Origin of the sequence: Methanothermobacter sp. THM-1 (assembly GCF_009914355.1) — an archaeon.
Taxonomy (GTDB): Archaea; Methanobacteriota; Methanobacteria; order Methanobacteriales; family Methanothermobacteraceae; genus Methanothermobacter; species Methanothermobacter wolfei.
The window spans coordinates 876,498-894,302 of record NZ_CP044013.1 but is presented as its reverse complement, the minus strand read 5'-3'; the positions used below and the strand labels follow the sequence as shown (position 1 = coordinate 894,302).

At 48.2% G+C, this 17,805-nt stretch carries 14 protein-coding genes; 5 read left to right on the top strand and 9 right to left on the bottom strand.

Going from position 1 to position 17,805, the window contains the following annotated elements; all coding sequences use genetic code 11:
• Positions 1 to 19: 19 nt before the first annotated feature.
• Positions 20 to 898, top strand: coding sequence for a tetratricopeptide repeat protein (locus tag FZP57_RS04590; protein WP_191215977.1), 879 nt, complete (start codon positions 20 to 22; stop codon positions 896 to 898).
• Positions 899 to 977: 79 nt separating this feature from the next.
• Here FZP57_RS04590 and FZP57_RS04585 read toward each other — a convergent pair whose 3' ends face one another.
• The 4 genes from FZP57_RS04585 to metG all read right to left on the bottom strand — a co-directional run bounded on the left by FZP57_RS04585 (position 978) and on the right by metG (position 6,191).
• On the bottom strand, positions 978 to 1,886 hold the full coding sequence (locus FZP57_RS04585; RefSeq protein ID WP_238338016.1) for a glycosyltransferase 4 family protein: 909 nt from the start codon (positions 1,884 to 1,886) through the stop codon (positions 978 to 980).
• Between the two features lie 114 nt (positions 1,887 to 2,000).
• Positions 2,001 to 2,465 carry a DUF1699 family protein gene (locus tag FZP57_RS04580; RefSeq protein WP_074358977.1) on the bottom strand — a complete coding sequence of 155 codons (465 nt, stop codon included), beginning with the start codon at positions 2,463 to 2,465 and terminating at the stop codon, positions 2,001 to 2,003.
• 8 nt (positions 2,466 to 2,473) lie between these two features.
• Positions 2,474 to 4,051, bottom strand: a complete 1,578-nt coding sequence (locus tag FZP57_RS04575; protein ID WP_074358976.1) for a DUF530 domain-containing protein — start codon at positions 4,049 to 4,051, stop codon at positions 2,474 to 2,476.
• Between the two features lie 181 nt (positions 4,052 to 4,232).
• Entirely contained in the window at positions 4,233 to 6,191 is a 1,959-nt protein-coding gene (gene metG, locus FZP57_RS04570) for a methionine--tRNA ligase (protein WP_191215976.1), read from the bottom strand.
• Between the two features lie 332 nt (positions 6,192 to 6,523).
• On the opposite strand from metG, the gene FZP57_RS04565 reads away from it, so the two are divergent.
• Genes FZP57_RS04565 through priS form a run of 3 tightly spaced genes read left to right on the top strand, consistent with a single transcriptional unit; the run spans position 6,524 to position 8,931 of the window.
• Positions 6,524 to 7,861 (top strand): DNA primase, encoded by a 1,338-nt coding sequence (locus tag FZP57_RS04565; protein ID WP_074358974.1) that lies wholly within the window; start codon positions 6,524 to 6,526, stop codon positions 7,859 to 7,861.
• Positions 7,827 to 7,964: a hypothetical protein gene (locus tag FZP57_RS04560; RefSeq protein WP_191215975.1), complete on the top strand. Its 138-nt coding sequence runs from the start codon at positions 7,827 to 7,829 to the stop codon at positions 7,962 to 7,964. The genes FZP57_RS04565 and FZP57_RS04560 overlap by 35 nt, the downstream gene beginning before the upstream one ends.
• Before the next feature lie 4 nt (positions 7,965 to 7,968).
• Complete coding sequence (priS, locus tag FZP57_RS04555; RefSeq protein ID WP_074358973.1) at positions 7,969 to 8,931, top strand: DNA primase catalytic subunit PriS; 963 nt, start codon at positions 7,969 to 7,971, stop codon at positions 8,929 to 8,931.
• Between the two features lie 77 nt (positions 8,932 to 9,008).
• Here the strand turns inward: priS and FZP57_RS04550 are convergent, their stop codons facing one another.
• Both FZP57_RS04550 and FZP57_RS04545 read right to left on the bottom strand, forming a co-directional pair.
• Positions 9,009 to 10,847: a cobaltochelatase subunit CobN gene (locus FZP57_RS04550; protein WP_191216588.1), complete on the bottom strand. Its 1,839-nt coding sequence runs from the start codon at positions 10,845 to 10,847 to the stop codon at positions 9,009 to 9,011.
• Between the two features lie 7 nt (positions 10,848 to 10,854).
• Entirely contained in the window at positions 10,855 to 13,758 is a 2,904-nt protein-coding gene (locus FZP57_RS04545; protein WP_191215974.1) for a cobaltochelatase subunit CobN, read from the bottom strand.
• Between the two features lie 553 nt (positions 13,759 to 14,311).
• Between FZP57_RS04545 and FZP57_RS04540 the strand changes: the two genes are divergently transcribed.
• Entirely contained in the window at positions 14,312 to 14,602 is a 291-nt protein-coding gene (locus tag FZP57_RS04540; RefSeq protein ID WP_074358969.1) for a HEPN domain-containing protein, read from the top strand.
• A gap of 304 nt (positions 14,603 to 14,906) precedes the next feature.
• Here the strand turns inward: FZP57_RS04540 and cca are convergent, their stop codons facing one another.
• Genes cca through FZP57_RS04525 form a run of 3 tightly spaced genes read right to left on the bottom strand, consistent with a single transcriptional unit; the run spans position 14,907 to position 17,805 of the window.
• Positions 14,907 to 16,268, bottom strand: a complete 1,362-nt coding sequence (cca, locus tag FZP57_RS04535; RefSeq protein ID WP_074358968.1) for a CCA tRNA nucleotidyltransferase — start codon at positions 16,266 to 16,268, stop codon at positions 14,907 to 14,909.
• Positions 16,269 to 16,317: 49 nt separating this feature from the next.
• Positions 16,318 to 16,872 (bottom strand): RNA 2',3'-cyclic phosphodiesterase, encoded by a 555-nt coding sequence (gene thpR, locus FZP57_RS04530; RefSeq protein WP_074358967.1) that lies wholly within the window; start codon positions 16,870 to 16,872, stop codon positions 16,318 to 16,320.
• A 3-nt stretch (positions 16,873 to 16,875) separates the two neighbouring features.
• Positions 16,876 to 17,805: an HPr kinase/phosphorylase gene (locus FZP57_RS04525; RefSeq protein WP_191215973.1), complete on the bottom strand. Its 930-nt coding sequence runs from the start codon at positions 17,803 to 17,805 to the stop codon at positions 16,876 to 16,878.

Below are 17,805 nucleotides of genomic sequence, written 5' to 3'. Positions count from 1 at the left end.
TTTCAGGGGCGCTATTTCCATGATATTCACTGTTATAGGGATATTTGATTTTTTAACCGGAGGTGATGAGGGTGACTCCCTCGAGAAGCAGCTCAGAAAACTTGAAGACATCCTTGAGGAGGAGTTCAACACACTTGTAACCATTGCAGGATACTACGCTGATATGGGGGAGAGCCAGGAAGCCCTTGATTACCTTGAAAGGGCCTACAGGGTAGCATCCGAGATGAATGATGAAGAACTCATGGCATTCGCCCTTGACTCCATGGGGGATGTTTATCTGAGTAACCGGAAGGTTAAAACAGCCATGGAGTACTTCAGGGAAGCCCTGCGCATCTACACCTCCGTGAACTCGCCCCTGAAGATGGACCTCCGGGAGAAGATAAAGGAAGTTGAGAAGATCCAGGAGGCCATGGACATCGCAAGCATCAGCAGGCTGCAGGAGGAGGTTGAAGAGGGCGTTGAGGTTGATGTGAAGGCCATAGAACCATTCCTGGACAGACTGGTGGGTGAGGTTGATTCAGCAGGACTCTATTCATCCCATCCTGATAAGGATGCTGTATCTAGGATCAGGGAGGCCTACCAGATTGCAAGGGACATAGGCGATACACCCACAGAGGCCTCCCTCCTCCTGCTCCTTGCAGCATATTCAATAAAAAATGAGGACTTTGAGGAATCCCTGAAGCACATTAAAAAGGCTGAGGATCTTTTCAGGGAGAATAAAAATGATAAAGGTCTTGCCATCTCCCTTGTACTTGAAGGTGTTGTTGATTTCATACTCAACTCCCCTGAGGGTGTTGCATCCACTTTCAGGGAGGCCGTTGAGATCTTCCAGAAACTGGATGAGAAGGCGCTTGAATCAACCACACTGGAGCTCCTCAGTAGGCTCTACAGTTTCTGAGAGGGGTTTATGTGCTTACAATACTGGAGCTCCTCAGTAGGCTTTCTGAAAGGGTTCTTTTTCTTGTTTTTCACTGTTTCTAAAATGGATCAAGTGGAAGTATGAAGGCCAGCATGACACCCAGGAACCCGAAGAAGACACCTATGGACCATACCACCATTACAACTGTTTTTTCCCTCATTGGGCGTCTTAGAATCCACCTTATAAGTGAATTGAATCCCTCAGGGGGCGCGATGAGTTTCCCGTCCTCAGATACCCTTGTTGGCTGGTGCCTGTGCCTCTCAACAACACCTGCACTGTAGAATTTCAGGAGTCCATCGATGATGTTGGGGAGGAGGACTATAAAGGCTATTATCTTCACACGGCCTATGAATGCAACCGAAGCTATACAGGCACCTATTATCAGCGTCCCCACATCACCGGGGAATACCCTTGATGGGTACCTGTTGTATATAAGGAACGCCAGGAGGGCCCCCAGCATGGCCATGGTTATTATTGAGACATCATATTTACCCATTATTATACAGGAGAGTGTGAGGGCCGTCATTGCAATTGAACCAAGCCCTGATTCTATACCATTGAGGCCTGCAAGCATGTTTGTGAGGTTCGATGCGATTGAAACAGCCACCGGCATCATTATCATGTAGAGTATACCCACCTTTGGCGGCGCCACCCATATTATGGGGAGGCCGGCGAGAAACAGAAGGATGAGTTTTTCGCGTGATGATAACCTCACAAGGTCATCCACCATCCCAACGATACCCACAAGGAGGATCACAAGGAGGGTGACCATGAGTTCATACTGGAGGGTGGGGAAGGTGTACATGCCGATGAACATTCCAATGGTAAAACCGAAGAGTATCCCTATACCACCCATCTCTGCAACTATGGGCTTTGATATCTTATGTATGTCGTTCCCAACAACGTTGGCCTCCTTCAGCTTCCTTATCAGCCTTGGCATAACAAGGTAGGTTGAGAGGAATGCCATGAGACAGCATATGATTGAAACAACTATTACCGATGAATATTCCGGTGAAAGACTGGTTAACAATTAAACCACCATTATCCCTATCCTTTAAACTCTGACCCTTTAATCTAATCTTCAGCCCTTCTTAAGTATATAGTATACTGTCCTCAGGGGTATCCCTAGTTTCTGTGATATCATCCTTGCAGGAACACCCCTGTCAGCCATTTCACGGACTCTTAGCCGTGTGTTTTTATCATACTTTCTCTTCTTACCCCTTTTAAGCTTCATATCCCCCTTGAGATAGTAGACAGTTTTAAGGGGAAGGTTGGTGATCCCCGAAACCTGTTTTGGTGTTTTACCCTCCTTCAGGAGGCTCTGAACAAGTTTAACATCCTTCTCGGCATACTTCCTCGGCCTCCCCATCCTCTTTACGGGTTCAACCTCCACTCCAAGTTTTTCAAGGGCATCCAGGTACTTCCTGGAGGTCCTGTGGTAGAGGCTTACCGGACATGTGATCTTCTTAAGATCAGGGTTCTTCTCAAGAATCTCAATTATCCTTCTTGAAGTCAGTGGCTGGTTCACATGGATAGTCTCCGCCATAAAACCACTCAGTCACCTTTAATAATATCAAGAAACATTCTAGCCTTGTCCGTTGATGGTTTACCCAGGTTCTCAATGCTGGCCTTTTCATGAAGAAGTTCATCCACCGTGACATTGAAAAGACCCGCGCAGAGGTCCATGTCGAGTCCGGCTTCCATGTGGAGTACGGCCGCGCCGAAGGCAGCAGGGTTGGGTTTCATGTGAAGCCCCTTCATCTTCTCCTCAATCTCAAATTTCTTGAGGAGCACATCGCCAAGGTTTTCAATGTAGACCATCCCATCCATCCAGTACCTGTTGAGGAGCTCCACGGCACCCTCACTGAACTCATTGAAGGTCCTGGCCTGGTTCCTGTCAAGGACCGGTCTGAGGTTGGGGAAGGGACCCGAGTACTTTGATCTCCGGTCATAGGATGTTCCAAGGTAGTATCGGGCAACATCCCAGAGCACAAGGTTCACTGGCACATCCCTGAAGAGCTCCCTCTTTATCCGGTCCATGGCTTTAAGGTCCCTCTCCAGTGAGGGGATCAGTCCACCATCAGGGCCAGCCAGGCCGGAATCATGGAGCAGCTGGTGTAACTTCTGGATTCTGATCTCCCTGAGCTCATCCTCTGAACCCGTGAATTCAGGAGAGTAGGTCCTGGCCTCAAATACCATCTCCCTGTATCTCCTGACGGATTCATAGTCCCCGAGCCTCTCATGGTAGACATCATCCCTTATTTCCCTTATTATGTCATAGGACAGTCCTGCGTAGGCGATTGCAAGGGAAGCCCGGGTGTAGCGGTCATTGATTATACTCGACTTTTTCCTGTGGAACTGCATGAACTCGATTCTAACATCCGGCCCATACTTCTCCCGGAGCATCCTCTCATAATCATCGTCATCGCTGTCAATGGTGATTCTTCTCCTTATCCAGCGGCCGTCCTCAAGGACCCTTATCACCAGGGTGGCTGATTTCACGGCCCCCTTCTTCTCATTCTTAAAGAGCCGCATTATCTTCTTGAAGGCCTCCCTGGCCCAGAGGCTCAGCTCGGACATCTTAACCATGTAGTCCCCTGAGAGGGGGAGGTATGGTATTATCTCAACCCTGCAGATTGCCGATGAACTGAAAACCGGTTCAAGGGAACCTGAACCACAGGGGCACTCCATCCCATCATGTATATCATCCAGTTCAAATTCACCAAGCCGCATCAGCCTTGAGCACTCGCTGCACCTGAGGAGACCGTACTCCTCGAGGTTACCCAGGGCTATCCTGTGGGATGATATCGCAGAGTTAACCCTGTCAAGGAGGTTCTTCTTGGCAGAAGCCTTCATCCTGAAGTACTGGGCGTGCCTTTTAATGTCATGTATGTCCTCTGCAACTTCACCGGAGTACTGTGCACCGTAACCTGATATTGAACGGAAGGGATACTTGAAGCCCCTGAGCTCCATGGTCTCCTTGAGGTCCTGAAGTTCATCAAGGTTCCCCCTCAGGTACCTGTAAATTTTGAAGAAACCCTCACGTGACCTTATCTCGTCCAGTGTGACGGGCCTGGATTTTATACTTTCAAGGAACCTTTCTGATCTTGCAATGAGACCTGATTCATTCATGGCTATTCTCCACTCAGGCTTCAGGCTGGAGCCCCTGGCCTGTTATCCATCAATATCCCTTCATAGGTTGAGTTCTTGGGGATGGTAAGGACTCATGTCGCTTTTATCCATCAACATCCCCTCAGACGACAATCATCATTCACCGCATCACCCCTCCTATGGGGTTCTGCCGGCCAATGCTTCACATTATCCTTTCACCGACCTCAGCAGCCTGGGGGTCCAGTATGTTCAGTGTCTTACCGGTTGCAAGTACCATGCCCTCTGATTTAACACCGAAGAGCCTGGCGGGCTTGAGGTTAACCAGGACGGTCACCTTTCTCCCCTCAAGCTCCTCTGGACTGTACTTCTCTGCCAGGCCTGCGACAACCTGTATTTCCCCATCACCTGTGTCTATGATAAGCTTCAGCAGTTTATCGGATCCCTCTATCTTCTCGGCTGACATCACCATGCCGACCCTTATATCCATCCTTGCAAAATCGTCAATTGTTACCTCTTCAGACATTGCTTCATCCTCCGCTTCAAGTTTTGATTTCTCCTCCTCAATCGCCTCATCCGGGATCTTGGAGAAGAGGGGCTTCGCCCTCCCTATGACCTGTCCGGGTTCAAGTTCATGGAAACCCCAGGGTCCACCGGAAAGGTTCATGGTCTCAAGGATCCTCCCTGATGATGATGGCATGAAGGGCTCCAGGAGCCTCCCCAGGTTGGCTGCCAGGAGATTGCAGAGGTAGAGGCATGTTGCGGCCCTCTCCGGCGACTCCTTAACGGCCTTCCATGGTTCCTGGTCATTGAAGTACTTGTTACCCTTCTTGGCAAGCTTAATTATGAACATGAGGGCGTCCCTGAACCTGAATTCATCGATGAGTTTCCCCACACTTTCATGGGCATCCCTTATGGAGTCAAGAAACTCAAGGTCATCCTCGGTGTATCCTGAGGGTTCAGGCACCTTCCCATCAAAGAACCTTCCAGTGAATGAGAAGGTCCTGTGGAGGAAGTTGCCGAGGACATCTGCAAGCTCATCATTAACCCTCCTCTGGAAGTCATCCCATGAGAAGTCAGTGTCCCTTGTAAGGGGAGCATTAACGGTCAGGTAGTACCTTAGGAGGTCCTTATGGAATTTTTCAAGGAATTCAGATGTCCAGACCACCCAGTTCTTACTTGTTGACATTTTACTGCCTTCAAGTGAGAGGTACTCCCCTGCTATTATGTTCTCGGGGGTCCTGCAGCCGTAGGCCATGAGGAGGGCCGGCCAGAATATGGAGTGATGGTATATTATGTCCTTCCCTATGAAGTGGATGGCGCCGTCATCCCAGTACTCCCTCCAGGGCTTCCCGGTCCTCCTGCTCCATTCAACCGCAGATGAAATGTATCCAAGGAAGGCCTCACCCCACACATAGATGATTTTGCCATCGTTCCCCTCAAGGGGTACCGGGACTCCCCAGTCCATGTCCCTCGTGAGTATCCAGTCCCTGAGGCCCTCACGGAGCCACTGGAGAGCATAGTTCTTGACGTTGGATGGCATGTCCGAGCCTTCAATCCACTCCCTGATGTCGTCCTGGAAGCTGCTCAGCCTGAAGAAGTAGTGCCTCGACTTCCTCACCTCCGGACTGGAACCGCAGACCATGCATAGGGGCTCCTCAAGCTGGAGAGGCTCCAGGTGCCTTCCGCAGGCTTCGCAGTGATCTCCCCTGGCACCCTCGGCACCGCAGTAGGGGCATTTCCCCTCAACGTACCTGTCAGGCAGGAAACGTTCACATTCACCACAGTAAAGTTGCTTTATATCCTTCTCATATATGAATCCCCTTTCATAGAGTTTCAGGAAGAAGTTCTGGGCTATCTCATAGTGGGTTCTGCTGGTTGTCCTTGAGAAGTTATCAAAGGATATGTCGCAGTCCTCAAGGTCCCTGCGTATCATCTCATGATACCTTGTCGCGATTTCAATGGGCTTTTTACCCTCCTTTTCAGCCTTCACAGCTATAGGGGTTCCATGCTCATCTGTTGCACATACAAAGAGAACATCATCCCCCCTGAGCCTGCGGTACCTTGCATATATATCCGCGGGTATGTAGGTTGACCTCAGATGACCGAGATGTGTTGGACCGTTGGCATATGGAAGTGCGCAGGTGATGAATACTTTGCTCAACTTAAACTCCTCCTTGAATCCTGAACCGGATTAGAATAAGGCTTTAATGCTCAGAGTAATATAAAATGATTTAATCCAGTCTAATTTTACTGTTTACTTCTATATAAATTTATCATGGGTCCTTCATCAGATCAGTCAGGGTGGTTCCCGGCACTTGTTCCCTTTATTCATCGTACCGTAGGATTTCCACTAGGCACGGTATTCTGGACTCATCAACCAGTATCCTTTCTTCATCAGGGTATGGGGGCTCCCCTCTTACAATCATCTCATCACCCTGTTAACATGATCTGTACCCATCATTTTTTATAACCATTCACCACAGATCAGTATATATGGTATCTTCACTCTTCATAAACCCCTTCTCGGAGGATGCAAGGGAGCTTGTAAGGAACTACGGGGCCCTTGATGGGATAGCCGACACCAGCGAGGAACTCCAGGAGATCGTGAAACACACCGACGGCCAGAACATTGATGACAACTCCCTCATACCAGGGAGTATAATGGAACTTGCAGTTAAACGTCTTGAATGGTACCTTAAAAGAGAAAAACGGGAATTCAACCATGGAGACTACGCATACCTCCTGAACCCTGAGATCCAGGAGTACGATGTCCTCGCCTTCTATGTACTGGCCCAGGCAACAGGTGCAAAGTTCAGACCAGTCTCCAGGGAGGCCAGGCTGGTGGTTGAATCCACAGGCGCCCTTATCGAGGAGAGGTTCAGGGTCCTCAGGGAGGGTGAGCGTGATGAGATAACAGGCCAAGTCCTCCATGAGCTTGGATCTGGGGACCTGCGCTGGATTGAACTTGAAGAGCTCCTGAGGACCAGGAAACTGAAACTCACAGACATCATACTGGACAGGGGGAGGGTTATAATTGAGGGTGATGACTTCATGGAAACCTTCCAGGATCGGATAAGGGACAGGAGGCCTGAGAGACTCTACCAGCTCCTTGTAGGTTCAGGACTCAAGGAGACAATGATATCGAGGATGATAATGCAGAGGACCGAGGACTACATTGCAAGGGTGCACGAGATGAGGTCACGGGTCCAGCCACACCCCCTCATCCTTGAGGCTGCAGAGCTCATCGCATCCAGGGTATCGGAGGAGATGTTCGCATTCACAGGGACAAGTGTTAAATCCGCAGGCCCGGGTAAACTGGTCCCTGAGGCATTCCCACCATGCATAAAGGGCGCCATGGAAGGTGTGAAGTCAGGGAGCAGGAACGATGCCATAGTTCTGCTACTCACATCCTTCATATCCTATGCAAGGCTGTACCCATCGATATTCAGGGACCGCACCCCAATGAAGGTATCCGACCTTGACCCTGACCTGAGGATAACAAGGGAGGAGATACTCCCCCTCATATATGATGCTGCAGAGAAGTGCGAGCCGCCACTCTTTGAGGACGACCCCCAGGAGAAGCTCAACATAACAGCGAAGCTGGGATTCGGGGTTCATGAGGAACCGGAACCTGAAAATGAAGGCGAGAGCCGATGGTACACCCCCATGAGCTGTGAAAAGATCAAGATACACCTCCCTGACCTCTGCCACCCTGACAGGATATGCGCCAGAATCACAAATCCACTATCATACTATAACAGGATGAAGTGGATCATGAAATCAGAGGGGAAGGGAGATGAAGGTGGAGATGAGGAGAAGGATTCAGAATAGGAATCTGATGGAGTTTCCTGTTGAAAGGACGGACCTGAAGGAGATAACGCTGACAATGGATTCAGGTAACCGTTACGGAGGCTCCATGGTCCTGGAGGCATGATAGGATATTTGAACCCGCAACACCCCAGGAGAGAAGGAGATACTACCGTGAGGAGTGGAATGTAAGGGACCTCCCTGACTTTATAAGGGAGGACATCCATATGAGGGAGTTCGGATTTGACCACCACGGCAGGGGCCCCAATGACAGGTACAGGGTTTTCAGTGATGAGAGGAGGCTTTCTGTCTTCATGAAGGCAAGGTTCCCCTTCGCAGCCTACTCCTCAGTGGCATTCTACAGGGACCCTGGCAGGAGGAAGGGGTGGCAGAGGTCGGAACTCATATTCGATGTTGATGCAAAGGACCTCCCTGTAAGGTCATGTAACTGTGGGGGTGTCTGTGAGGAGTGCCTCAGCCAGGCACTTGAACTCGTCCTCATGATGGTTGACACCCTGAGGGGTGACCTTGGACTTGATGACATCCATGTGATCTACTCGGGAAGGGGGTATCATATAAGGGTGCTTGACCCTGAGGTCATGGAGATGGAGTCCGAGGTGAGGGCAGAGATACTCAGGTACACTGCAGGTGCAAGGGAACCCAGGAGGGAATTCAGCGACAGCACAGGAACCTATGAACTGGAACACTTCACCATACCCGTCGGATATCACAGGGTTTTCACGGAGAGGGCCAGGCATCTCTTCCTCCATATGGGGGGTGATGAGGAGATTGAGGGTGTCACGAAAAGGACAGTGAAGGAGATAGTGAAGAACAGGAACCTTATCAGGGATGGGGAGTGGGGTGTATTTAAACGAAGGATAGGGCCAAGGGTCTATCCCAGGCTCGTTAAGGGTGTTTCAAAGATCAATATGCGGATGGTTGATGCGAAGGTCACAATCGACCTCAAGAGGATCCTCAGACTCCCAACATCCCTCCACTCAAAGGTCAGCATGATATGCATGGAGGTTAAAAACCCTGAAACCTTTGATCCCCTGGATAGCGCTGTTCCAGGGTTCGTGTATGAGAGGAAATAGGAGCCGGTGATGCTTTTTGAGGAGAAACTAGAGGACATGATGTGTTTAAATACAAAAAAGGAAAGAGAAAAAAATTTTCATGGTTTTTTGAGGAAGTAACCTGCACCTAAAAGGGCTACTAGAGCTATGACTCCAAACACAGCATATAGCGGTAGTCCTGTAGCTGATGCTGATGATCTTCCCATTTCACTGACCTCGTATGCCCTTCCCTGACCAGAAGGTGCTGTTTCACCTGTTTCTCCGGGCGTGGCTGACTGGCTGGCTGCTCCAGGGGTGGCTGGACTGCCACCTGTCTGTGAGGATCCTGATGGATGGGTATTCCATGTTTCACCGGGTGAAACACCACCATGCTGACCTCCAGGATTTGAGGATGTGTCCGGATTCCATGTATCAGGAGTTTCCTGTGATGCAAAGGCAGCGCTTCTTGTGGCGGCATATATCTGAGCTTTGACCCTTGCAAGGAGGTCAGGGTTCACATACTGCATGGCCCACTGCATCATGGCAATGTTACCGCAACTGCAATCACAGCAAGAAACACCATGCTCAGCTATCAGTTTAGCCCATGTGTTAGCCACCAACCTGAGAGTTCCATCATCCGTATGCCAGAAACCTTTGTGCGCCATTGTTAAGAGTTTACCTGTGATGCCAATCATTGCATAGGCATTGTTACCTATGGACAGCCATTCTGTGACTCCAAGATTGTATTTATCTTTTAAATAGATGTCTACGACGTTGTTCCACATTTCATCGGTGATTGAATCTGGTCTTAGCACCTCCCAGCCCACCATGTTGTCAATGAATTGACCTGAGAGGTATGATGCCCCTGCATAGCCTTCCTTCATCATTTCAATGATCCACTGGGGATTGTAAAGCTTTGTCTGCAGGTCCCTGTTGATGAATTTACTTAGTGTCTCCACGTGTGGTTCAGCGCCTATCTGGTTAAGTATGAATAGTTGCGGTGCTTTACCACTCATCTTTTCCACTGCGATACCGAATCCCCCAAGGAATTCATAATTGTGGTCCAGGTCGAGTATGCCCCTAACATTGGTGGATCTTGAGTGATATACTCCTTCCACGTCTGACAGTCTCATTGTGAATACTTCTCCAAGGGGTGTTGCTTGTTCGTCTTCTCTGTAAGCGTATTGCATATCGTGGATGTAGGTGTCTGCAAGTTCGAGGCGGTCGTTCCACGTCCATGCTAGCTGTGGTCCTTCACGCACGCCCTTAGCTCCCCATTCTCCAATCGCAGGTCCGAATATCCGGGATATAGCCATCTTACCCGCATCTTCTGCTGGTACGCCTGCCTGTAATAATTTTTTCGTATCTTCCAGCCAATGCTTTGCAATGTAGTTCATCTCAAGGGGGTCACTTCCAGGCACGAATAAACCAGCCTTCTGGATCGTCATCATGGTTGCATTTAATGCTGCTTTGAGTTGCTCGGCTATTGTTTCCTTGTTTATTTCAGCGAGGAGGGTATTATATGATGCTGCGACTGCAATTCTGAAGGCCCTGTCAAGCAGAACAGTGCACTGTGGGAATGTCTCCCTGAATATACCTGAGATGGTTACGAGGACATCTACTCTTGGTCTTCCAAGCTCACTGAGTGGTATGGCCTTTACACCAAGGACATTGCCACTCTGGTACCCTTGCTGATAGATTGGTTCAAGTCCCATTAGGTACAGTATGAAGCCTATGGTTGCGCCGCTGTCCCTCTGGGTTTCAGTGGCCCATAGTACGACGCCAAGCTGTGATGGTGTTGTATTGTAACTTTTCAGGGCTTCTTCTGCCATTTTCTTGCCATTGAGGTAGGCATCCCAGTAGGGGATTTTCTGCGGGTCAAGACCATAGAGGTTACCGCCTGTTGGAAGTGCATCCGGTGTCCTTACTGGATCGTTACCACGGACCGGGGGATGTATCCACCACTTAGGGCTCTAAGTAGCATTTCACGTTCTCTGGCCGGACTTGTTTTAACATCATTGACGTATCTGTAGATGTTCTGGAGGCTTTGAATTTCTGTTTCGGTAAGGTTCCTCCGGTACTGTTTTGGAGATAATTTATTATCTCATTGAGTCCCATATTATCATAGAATTTTCCTATGATATCTGTGAGATTCGCTGGCATGCCTTCAATCACCATCGCCGGGGTAGTGAAGTTATTGGAGCCCAGTGCTATGGAACTTATCTTTTTTGCCATGGTCGTGACGAGGGAGGTAACCTGTTCTCGGGTCCAGTCCTTACCGAATACATGTAAACCGAGGGGCGTGGCAGTACTCTCTAGTTCTATAATATAATCATGGATTTTATCGGCGATTTCAGCTCCTGAGGCATTTAAATCTATAAAGGTATCTAGGTTGAGCTTTCTTGCAGACTCTTTTATCATTTCAAGCAGTTGTATTTTCTGAGAATCATCCGTACTTGTCATGTACCTCTCTGTGAGTGTTTTAAGGGCTAGAAGATCGTCATTTAATGCTGTCAGTGCAAATGGCTGTGTTAAATGGCTGATGCTAACTGCCAGACCTCTTCTTTTGGCGTGTAATACTTCTCCTACACCGTCCATTGTGTAGATGTAGATTGATGGCATGGTCCATATGCAGATGTCAGGGTAATCTGCCCCGGAGAGGGCCACATCCTTGCCAGGTAACCATTCATAGGTCCCGTGCCTCCCAAGGTGTATAACAGCATCGGCGCTGAATTCTGTCTGTAGATACGCGTAGAATGCAAGGTACTGATAATTTGGAGGGACTATAGTGCTGTGGTATAACATGCCTGGATCTGTGTATCCTCTCTGTGGTTGAGGTCCCAGGAAGATGTTTCCAAGCCGTATGCCGGGTATTACAAAATATTTTGTACCGTTCTTTTCAACAACCATCATATTTCCTGGTGGGGCGCCCCATCCACAGAGCCCTGGTATCTGCAGTGCAATGAACTGGTTTTTAATAATTTGTAGTTCTGTTAAGCTGCCGGAATTGACCAGGAGACCTTGTAATATCTCATGCGTCCTTTCAACGAGGTTTTTTGCATCTGATATCTTTTCACTGGTTAGCATTGATCCCATTTCATCGATGGTCGAGAGCATTGCCTTATACCAGTGGTCAATGAGGGTATTTGCAGTGTCGATGAATGAGGATGTTCTATTTTCTGTTGCGATTATCTTTTTTGCTATGCACTCTATATAACCAAAGGGACCTTCTTCCATTTGTTTTCTTGTTATCTCCGGGAGTTTACTGTACCATTCCATGAAACGTTCCACAGGGTAAAGTGTTGCGTCTTCTGCTAATTTTCCGAGTTCTCCTGGAGCCCATGTTGCAATGGTTCTCCCCTTTGTCATGAGGAGGTTGATGAGTTCATCAACATTCTCCGGGATCCCTGTTACGTTGTATCCGTTCTCTTTTAATAGGTTAAGTATTGTAAGTATTGATTCTAGGCCGTTGAGTGAATCGGCACCGGCAATGTTCTGTTTACCTGGCGGATAATTATAGTAGATCAGTGCCGCCTTCTTTTCTGTATTTGGCAGATATCGTAAATTTATCCAGTTTTTCACAGTCTCTATGAATTTGGCTATTCTCTCATCTACTGGTTTGGTCAAGCTCATGAGGAGGCCTGTGTTTGGGCAGATTATATTTTGCTGTGTAGCTATGATAATAGGTACTATTTGTCCCTGGGTTTCTTTAAGTGCCATGGTGGTTGCTGTTGACCAGTCACCGCCCTCTGAAATTTCCCATGTGTCAATATCCATGTATGATGTTATAGGCTCAAATACCAAGATACCGTATCTGTTTAGTAGTTCATCAATAGCTGCTCGTGAAGTTTCACCGCCAAGGAGCCATGTGAAATGTATTATCCCATCGACACGGCTTTTATTTGTTTCATTGTCGATGAAATATTCTTTAATCCCATTTAAAATATGATTACCCTGTGTGGGGTTTCCCTGGCCAAATAGGACCATTACGCTGGCTCCTTGTTTTTCAAATTCCCTGATGAGGGAATCATACAACTCAAGATCTCCCTTTTCCCATGTGGTGGACATCCATGCCACTATACCAACGGTTGGTCTCCCTGGTTTGAGGTGGAGCTGTGTGTATTCAGTGAGGTTGGTGTAAAGTTTACGATCCCTGTAAATTCCGTATAATGTTCCGGGTACTGGTTCTTTGTACTGGAATCCAAGTCCTGGAAATGCGGTTGCTAACATGTAGAGTAACTGTTGCATCCTGTTTTCTGTACATGCCATTTCAGCAGTCCAATATTTTCTGATCTGGAGTAGTGAATAGAGTCTTGGGTATCTTTGCTGGAAACCCGCCAGTACCTGTAGGCTATTGGGGGAATATGATATTGCTGTATATATCTGCTGTATCTGCTGATCTGTGAGGGGGGTTCCGTTTATATCCACGAATTCTGTGTTGTTGATGTTTGTAAGGCGGATGATAGGGTAACAGAAATAGGGGAGGGGCTCTGCCACGATTGTTTTTCCATGAAGCCTGCCACCTGAATTTAAGTTTAAGATCGTGTTAGCCAGTGCACCTGATTGGATATTGTTAAGGTAGATGAGATGCGCCCAATCAATGAGTTCTGGGATTTCACTTAGATTTTGATTGGCCTGTGAAACACTTCTAATCTGGATCTTTACATTAGGATATTCTTTCATCACGTTTTCTGCAGGGATCTGGTACTGTCCAGCGCTTGTGTCCCATGATAATATTAGGCAATGTATCTCAGAAGAGTTCAGCCCTGAACTGTTGTTCGTACTTCCCTGTGAATCTTCTGCTGCCACGGTTCCTGTGAATGCCAGTATGAAGAATGCCGTTAATAGTAAAATCACATGTCTTCCCATACATTTTCACCTCCTTTAAATTTGTTTTCTATTATTTTCCCCTCTGGAGAGGGGTTTCCTGCTTAGACGACACTAAGTCTCAGCAGGGGTAATTTTTCGGTGTTTTCAATGCAGGTCTGCCAGCACTCAGGGCATGGCAGACATGAAGGGTTTTATTACTTAAAATCCTTCCTTTATTCAGTAAAATCTTCAAAGAATAAATATTTTACTATATAAAAATAAAAAAGTAATACTAATTTACAGTGGAATAAAAATAAAGTATGATCATGGGTATCAGGAGGATGATTCTCTCACTGACATATGGAGAATACAGCTTATGGCTCACTGAAGATTACTTATGAATCATGAACCTGTGGTGAAATCCTCAAGACATGGACACCAAAAGCCATCTATATCTGCACCTATGTTTAACCATCCGGCCTCAGCTCAAAGGAGTCCTCAAGGAAATCAACCACATCATGGAACACTAAATTAAGGTTCCTCCAGTATCAGGACACTGGAATTAAAAGAGTGAGCACTCATTTCACCTTATTTTTTGAGACAGGGTGTTACAATGAAAAGGATTAATATTGTGTTTTTTCGGGGTATCTGTTTCAGTTTCTGCTCCTCAAGTGTTACTATTAAAAGGATTAATATTGTGCGGTCAAAGATTTTAGTTATAGGGAGAGGAATTTATAACTGTTGGGAACAGGCAGAAAAGGACTTTGAGGGCGCTGCTAAAAACCTTAAAATCAATGAATATTATATAACAGCATTTTTATCACAGCAGGCCGCTGAAAAAAGGGCATTGAAGGCACTGTATATCCACAAAAAAGAGCATCCCCTGGTTCCACAAATTATCTGATTTTCCTGGAAAATGAACTTAACATGCCAGAGGAATTTATGAGGGGTCTCAGAAGCTGAATCTGATATCATTATCCCGCGCCATCCAGACGCTGCCCAGGGACTCCCCTATAAACTCTATGACAGGGAAAGAGTAGAGGAGAGACTTGAAATCGCGGGTTAAGGTGATGGAATGGGTCAGGAAGGAGCTGGAGAAAAGGATTGTTTTTTTGTTTCATGGATCGTCGGGGAAAAGTCAATTTATCCTTAAAAAACTCTGACCTTAATCTCATGAAAAAAATTAGAGATGACTTTTTATCCAGCAGTTACTGCCTTATCAGTCTCTTCCATGGGTTCAGGAAGGAGTCAAGGAACATTATGAAGCCGGGCCCCGCTGATTCAATGAAATCCTCAAGGACATGGACACCGAAACCCCTCCTTATCTCTGCACCTATGTGTTTACCCATCCTGAGCCTCTCCGGACTTGAAAGGAGGTCCTCAAGGAAATCCACCGCGAAACTGTGTCTCCTTGGTGAATCAACAGCAAGCCTTGAACCCTCAACCCAGACCATTTCATTCCTTTCAAGGAACCTCTCTGAATGTTTGCGGGCCCATACAGGGGGTCCGTATCTCTTCCTGTATGATGGAAGCATCCAGACCTCCATTTCAAGGATTATAACAGCAACCTTTTCCTCATCACTCCAGTAATCAGCGTTCAGAACCCTGAAGCCCTCCTCCTCCAGTCTCCTGAGCAGGGAGTCCATGGTCTTCCTGAGCTGGGGGTACAGGGCATCTGCAGGTATATCAGGCACCCCCATGGACACCAGGATTACCTTTGAGCCCCTCATCCTGCAGGTCTCCATGATGGCTTCAGGATCCGATGCGTACTCCGGTCCGGTGAAGTATTCCTTCTTCCCTGACCTGAGGAAGTTCCTAGCAGCGGTTATAAATTCAGACATCCTCTGGAGTGTCAGGGCCGCTGCCACGTTCCTGTTCCTGTCCACGGGGTCAACCACAACCAGGGGCTCCGTGAACCTTTCACCGGTCCCGTGACCCTCAATATCAATCACATGGCCGGGCCTCCATTCAAGGGCCCCCTCCAGGACCCCCTCAAAGTCATGGTAGTGTATTATGAGGAGCTCTGCAAGGTAACCTGCAAAGCCACCGACGCGGAACTCTGAACCATAGGTACCTGTTGACTTCATGAACTGCTTGAGGAGGAGCACCTCATCCCTCTGCTCTTCCCTGAGCCTTGTCTGGATGTACCTGGTGTGGAGGATTGTCCGGTCAACAGCTGATCTGAGCTCTGAAGCATCCTCTATACGGTAGCAGGGGACGAAGTCAACCTCGTATCCATCTATGTGCCCTGTAACGTAGGGGTGTGATGCGTAGCGCTCCTCAGGGGTCCCGTGGAACCTCCTTATACATTCATGTCCCAGGTGGAGGCCGGTGGTTTTGAGTTCCTCCTCAGGGGTATCCAGGGGGAAGTGGATGAATATGTCTATATCGGCGCCGCCAGAGAGCCATGTACCCTTGGCAACCGAGCCCACAAGGACGGCCTCTGCATCCAGGCCCTCCCCTGATGCCAGTCTGTTTATGCATCCGGTTAGTTTCCCTGACAGGTTCATAACACGCTGATATTCCTCTTCATCCGGTTTTATGTCATCGAGTATATCCCTGTAGTCCATGGTAAACACGCTCCAAAGGTGTACTGGACACCTTTAACTTAGAAGAAGTTTAAAGCCTGAAGACCCGGATATCCGAGTAGAGGGGTCCTGCAGGTGTGAGTTCACTCTTCTTGAGTGCTATCTCCCTGACCTCCATGGACCCGATATCCACTTCCTCAAGGTCTGAGATTATATCCGCAAGCTTTTCCCTGTTCCTGGGACCCTTAACCCTTCCAATGGTGAGGTGGGGTACGTAGTCCCTTTCGGGTCTGAAGCCAATCCCCCTGAAACCAGTGTCAAGGTGTTCCTGAAGTTTGGAGAATGTTTCAGGGTCTTCAACACCGAGCCAGACCACACGTATGTACCTGGGGTTCGGGAAAACCCCGGCACCCTTTATATGGATTCTGAATGGCTCATATTCACTTATGGTTTCATCCACGATTCTCCCTATCCTTTTAAGTCTGTTCTCACCGGTGTCCCCGAAGAATTTCAGGGTGAAGTGGAGGTTTTCGGGTTCAACGAATTTGATCTGGGCATCGGCACCCTTCAGTTTCTCCTGGACCTCAATTATCCTGTCCTTCAGTTTCTCATCAACATCGACTGCAAGGAAAGCCCTTACCTTCACTGCTCACTCCTCCAGGTTTTTAAGTCTTTCAAGGCTCTTGTGGGGTGTTTCAATGGTGTTCAGCATGTAAAGTTCCACCCTGCCGAAGAGCTCCCTGAAGAACATCTTCCTCAGTTCCATCTTCCTAGGGTCCCTTACAAGCTGGTGTGGGTTGCAGAAGTCCTTCTCAAGCATGTACCTCAGCCCGGCCTCAGGGTTCAGCCTCCTGAAGGGCGGCTCTCCAGGGGTCCTGTCAAGGAGTACAACCCTTCTGAGGGTGGTTGATTCCCTTATACTGTCACCGAAGAGTCTGCTGATATCCACGATTCCCCGGCCCTTCCTGTCAAGACTCACATCCTCTATGATCTCAGAGTACTCCTCCCAGACACTGCCTATATCATCACGTATGTAGGAGTTCTTCTCTGAGGCATAGGCAAGGGCGCCGTTCTCAAAGAGTCTTGTGAAGAACCAGTCATCTGATATGTAACTGCAGGCATCATCAAGGAGCATCCCGTAGGTAAGGGTTGTCTTTCCGGTACCGGGAGGTCCTATGATGGCGAGACCATGACCCTCTACATCGATGACTGAGCCATGGACAGAGTAGCGGAGGTGCTCTGAATGGTACTCCTCGAAGAAGTCAGCAACGGCTGCAAGGGCTATGCTCTTAACCCATCCATAGTAGTCCATGTTCTTGATTATAACCGTCTTTGAGACCGGTTCATAGGACACGGATAGTTCCCCACCATCCGAGACAGCGAATACCTTTGCATGGGGCCTGATATCATCGCTCATGAACCTGAAGTTATCCTCCCATTCCTCCTTGAAGGATAGGTCATCTGTAAGGAGCTTGACACAGGCACCATGCAGGTTTGCCTTCCTCTCAATGAGCCGTGTGTCTATTTCAGCAAGTAGCCTGTCCTTCTCCAGGGGTGTGATGATCCTTACGCTGTACAT